This window comes from Nocardioides sp., assembly GCF_035481145.1.
GTDB lineage: Bacteria > Actinomycetota > Actinomycetes > Propionibacteriales > Nocardioidaceae > Nocardioides.
On record NZ_DATIHB010000165.1, the window covers coordinates 1 to 4,004 of the forward strand.

Genomic DNA, 4,004 nt, shown 5'->3' on the forward strand with positions numbered 1-4,004 from the left:
AGCCGATCGAGCCCGCGCCCGCCGCATCCGCGCCGGCTGCCTCCGCGCCGGCGACCCCCGCTGCGCCCGCTGCAGCGCCGGCTGCGCCTGCCGGCGGTGACTCCCCGTCGTACGTCACGCCGCTGGTCCGCAAGCTCGCCGCCAAGCACGGCGTCGACCTGTCGTCGGTCAAGGGCTCCGGTGTCGGCGGACGCATCCGCAAGCAGGACGTGCTCGACGCCGCCAAGGCTCCGGCCGCTGCCGAGGCCCCCGCTGCCGCTGCTGCACCCGCGGCGCCGGCGGCCGCCTCGCCGCTGCGTGGCAAGACCGAGCCGCTGAGCCGCCTGCGCCAGGTGATCGCCAAGCGCATGGTCGAGTCGCTGCAGACGGCTGCGCAGCTCACCTGCGTGATGGAGGTCGACGTCACCGGTGTCGCGCGCATCCTCGAGGCGTCCAAGGCTGACTTCCTCGCCCGCGAGGGGGTGAAGCTCTCCTACACGCCGTTCTTCGCCAAGGCTGCGGCCGACGCGCTGAAGCAGCACCCCAAGCTCAACGCGCAGCTCGACTCGGAGAAGAACGAGGTCACCTACTTCGACCGCGAGAACCTCTCCTTCGCCGTCGACACCGACAAGGGCCTGCTGACGCCGGTCGTCAAGGACGCCGGAGACCTCTCCGTCGCCGGTCTGGCCAAGAAGATCGCCGACGTCGCGGAGCGCACGCGCACCAACAAGATCACCCCCGACGACCTCGCCGGTGGCACGTTCACGATCAGCAACCTCGGCTCGCGCGGCGCGCTGCTCGACACGCCGATCATCAACCTGCCGCAGGTGGCGATCCTCGGCACCGGTGCCGTGGTCAAGCGGGCCGTCGTCATCGACGACCCGGAGTCCGGCGAGTCGATCGCGGTCCGCCACATGGCCTACCTGACCCTGACCTACGACCACCGCCTCATCGACGGCGCCGATGCCTACCGGTTCCTCGGCGACATCAAGGCACGCATCGAGGCAGCCCAGTTCCAGGTCTGACAGCTCCAGGTCTGACCAGCCGTACGCCGCGAGGCCCGCACCGTCATCCGGTGCGGGCCTCGCGTCATTTCGCGCGAAACGTGCGGAAGTGCTTCCCCCACGCGTCACGACGCGCCAAGGTGAGCCCTGGGGGCAGAACTCGTCGACTGAAGGGCGCCACAGCATGGAGATCCGGTTCGCCGAAACGGTCCCGTCCGCCGGAGGTGCCGCCTTCGACGAGATCCTCATCGCGGGCGGCATGGCCACCTTCTTCCTCGCGCTCGTCGGCTGGGTCCTGATCCGTGAGCGCCGCAACAAGCCGACGGTCGTGGGCCGCGTCGCCGACTGGGCGGGCGACCTGGCCGGCGTGCCGCGCTGGGTGGCGCTGCCGGTCGCGGTCGGCCTGGTCTCGATCCTCTCGGCGGGCTTCGGTGTCTGGTGGGACGTGCCGATCCACATGCAGCAGGGCCGCGACGAGGGTCCGCTGGCCAACCCCAGCCACTACTTCATCTTCCTGGGCATCCTCGGTTTCACGAACGCCGGCCTCTTGAGCATGGCGCTCGCCAAGGACCCGCTGCCGCGCCACGCGCTCCGGCTCGCCCCGGGCTGGCGGGTGCCGCTGGGTGCGTGCATCATCACCGGCGCCGGCCTGATGGCGCTCGTCGGCTTCCCGGCCGACGACCTGTGGCACCGCCTCTTCGGCCAGGACGTCACGGAGTGGGGCGCGACCCACGTGATGATGATCGGCGGCGCGGTCACCTTCGTGCTCGGCGTGCCTGTCCTCCTCGCCGAGGCTGCCCAGGTCAGCGCCCCGCTGACCCGTGGCTACCTGGGTCGCCTGCTCGCGACCGGCGCGATGGCGCTGTGCGGCATCCCGTTCGCCTTCCTGATGGAGTTCGACCTCGGCGTCCCGCAGTTCCCCGCTGCGACGCAGTTCCTGATCTTCGCCTTCCTCGCCGCCTGGATCCTGGTCGCGTCGCGGCTGTGGATGGGCCCCGGTGGCGCGCTGCTGGTCTCGGGCCTCTACCTCGGCATCCACGCCTTCCTCTGGATCAGCGTCGACCTGATCCCCGACGTCCTCGTCGCGCGCTTCCTCCTGCTGGTGCCCTCGGCCGTCATCGTCGAGCTCGTCGCGCTCGCGCTGCAGCCGAAGCGGCGTGACCAGCCCCTGCTCTTCGCCCTCCTCAGCGGCCTGCTGATCGGCTCCCTCGGCATGTACGCCGAGTGGCTCTGGTCGAAGGAGTTCATGCCGCTCCCCCAGCCGTTCAACGCCGAACAGCTCCCGCTCCTGCTCTCGATCAGCACCATCTCCGGCGTCGGCGGCTCGCTGCTCGCGCTCTGGCTCGTCGCCCGGATCAAGCTGATCGGCTCCAAGACCGCGCACACCGGCCCGGTCCCCTACCGCGGCTTCGGGCTCGCCGGCATGCTCGTCTTCGTCGTGCTGATGGCGATCTTCGCCGTGCCCCGCACCGGCGACACGTTCGAGGCGACCATCGACTACGAGGGCGTCTCCACCGGCGACGATCCCTGTGACGTCACCTCGCTCGAGCCGTGCCTGAAGACCGTGACGGTGACCTTCGACGGCTCTGACCAGGCCGACGACGCGGTGTGGTTCTACGCGCTCTCCTGGCAGGGCAACCCCAAGAAGGGTGCGGGCGACGACGTCCCCCGCGACCCGGAGGCCGACGTGCCCGGTTTGGTCCGCAGCGCGCTGCTCCCGACCGGAGAGCCCGGCCAGTACCGCAGCGAGCACCCCCTGCCGCTCTACGGCCCCTGGAAGACGCTCCTGCGCCTGCACCGCGCGCCGAGCCAGATGGTCGCGTTCCCGCTCTACGCACCCGACGACCCGGCCGTCACCGCGGCGACCGGGCGCGCCGTGATCGTCGAGGACGGGGCTCGCGTGGAGACGATCCTCGAGAAGAAGTTCCTCCAGCGCGAGACGCGCGACGACGTCCCGTCGTGGCTCTTCGATGCCGGCTACACGCTCGTCATCATCGCCTGGCTCGGCCTGCTGCTCTTCTACGGCTGGTGCTACAACCGCGCTGCCTACGGCAGCCGCAAGGAGCGCGAGGACGTCTGACGAAGCCTGACCGCAACGCGCGGGAGATCACACCCGGAGCGGGGCCCGGCGGTCCTCGCGAGCCACTAGGTTGGGAGTAACCGGTACACGGTGACCCGGACATCCGGGTCGCGGTCACCCTCACTCGCTCCAGGAGTCTCCGCATGCTCGACACCCTCGCCCTCGGCACACTCGCCCTCGAGGCAGAGGCAGCGCCGGCAGCAGGCGGCGCGGCGTTCTCGGAGATCCTGTACGCCGCAGGCATCGCCGGCGTCTTCTACCTCGTGACCGGCTGGGCGCTCCTGCGCGAGCGCACCGGTCACCGCACGCTCCTGGGCCGGGCGTCCGACGGCCTCGGCCGGTTGGTCGGCCTCCCGGGCTGGGCTGCCATCCCGGTCGTGGTCATGGTCCCGGTCTGGCTGGTCGCCGCCTCGGTCTACTGGGACGTGCCGCTGCACCTCCAGAACGGGCGCGACGAGGGCCCGCTGGCCAACCCGAGCCACTACCCGATCTTCCTCGCGCTGCTCTTCTTCAACTGCCTGGGCCTGCTGGTGATGGCGCTGGCGAAGGACCCGCTGCCGCGCCGTACGCTGCGCATCGCCCCGGGCTGGCGGGTGCCGTACAGCTCCGTCATCCTCACGCTCTCCGGCTTCATCGCGGTCGTGGGCTTCCCGCTCGACGACCTGTGGCACCGCCTCTTCGGCCAGGACGTCACCGAGTGGGGGCCGACCCACGTGCTCATGATCGGCGGCGCGGTCACCTCGATCTTCAGCATCCCGCTCATGCTCGCCGAGGCGCAGCAGACCGGAGCGAAGCTGATGACCGGTCCGCTGGGCCGGTGGGTGATGGCCAGCTTCCTGTCGCTCAGCATCGTCTGCTCGGTCTTCCTGATGGAGTTCGAGCTCGGGATGCCGCAGTTCCCGGCGACCACCGAGTTCATCATCTTCGGCTTCGTGATCACC

General features: G+C 70.5%; 2 protein-coding genes and 1 pseudogene. All 3 read left to right on the top strand.

The annotated features are described in order from the left end of the window. On the top strand, window positions 1-1,004 hold a 1,004-nt coding region (sucB, locus tag VLF38_RS14005; RefSeq protein ID WP_325271857.1), incomplete at its 5' end, for a 2-oxoglutarate dehydrogenase, E2 component, dihydrolipoamide succinyltransferase. A gap of 163 nt (window positions 1,005-1,167) precedes the next feature. After that, window positions 1,168-3,063: a hypothetical protein gene (locus tag VLF38_RS14010; RefSeq protein ID WP_325271858.1), complete on the top strand. Its 1,896-nt coding sequence runs from the start codon at window positions 1,168-1,170 to the stop codon at window positions 3,061-3,063. A 143-nt stretch (window positions 3,064-3,206) separates the two neighbouring features. After that, a pseudogene (locus VLF38_RS14015) lies at window positions 3,207-4,004 on the top strand (hypothetical protein); the annotation flags it as partial.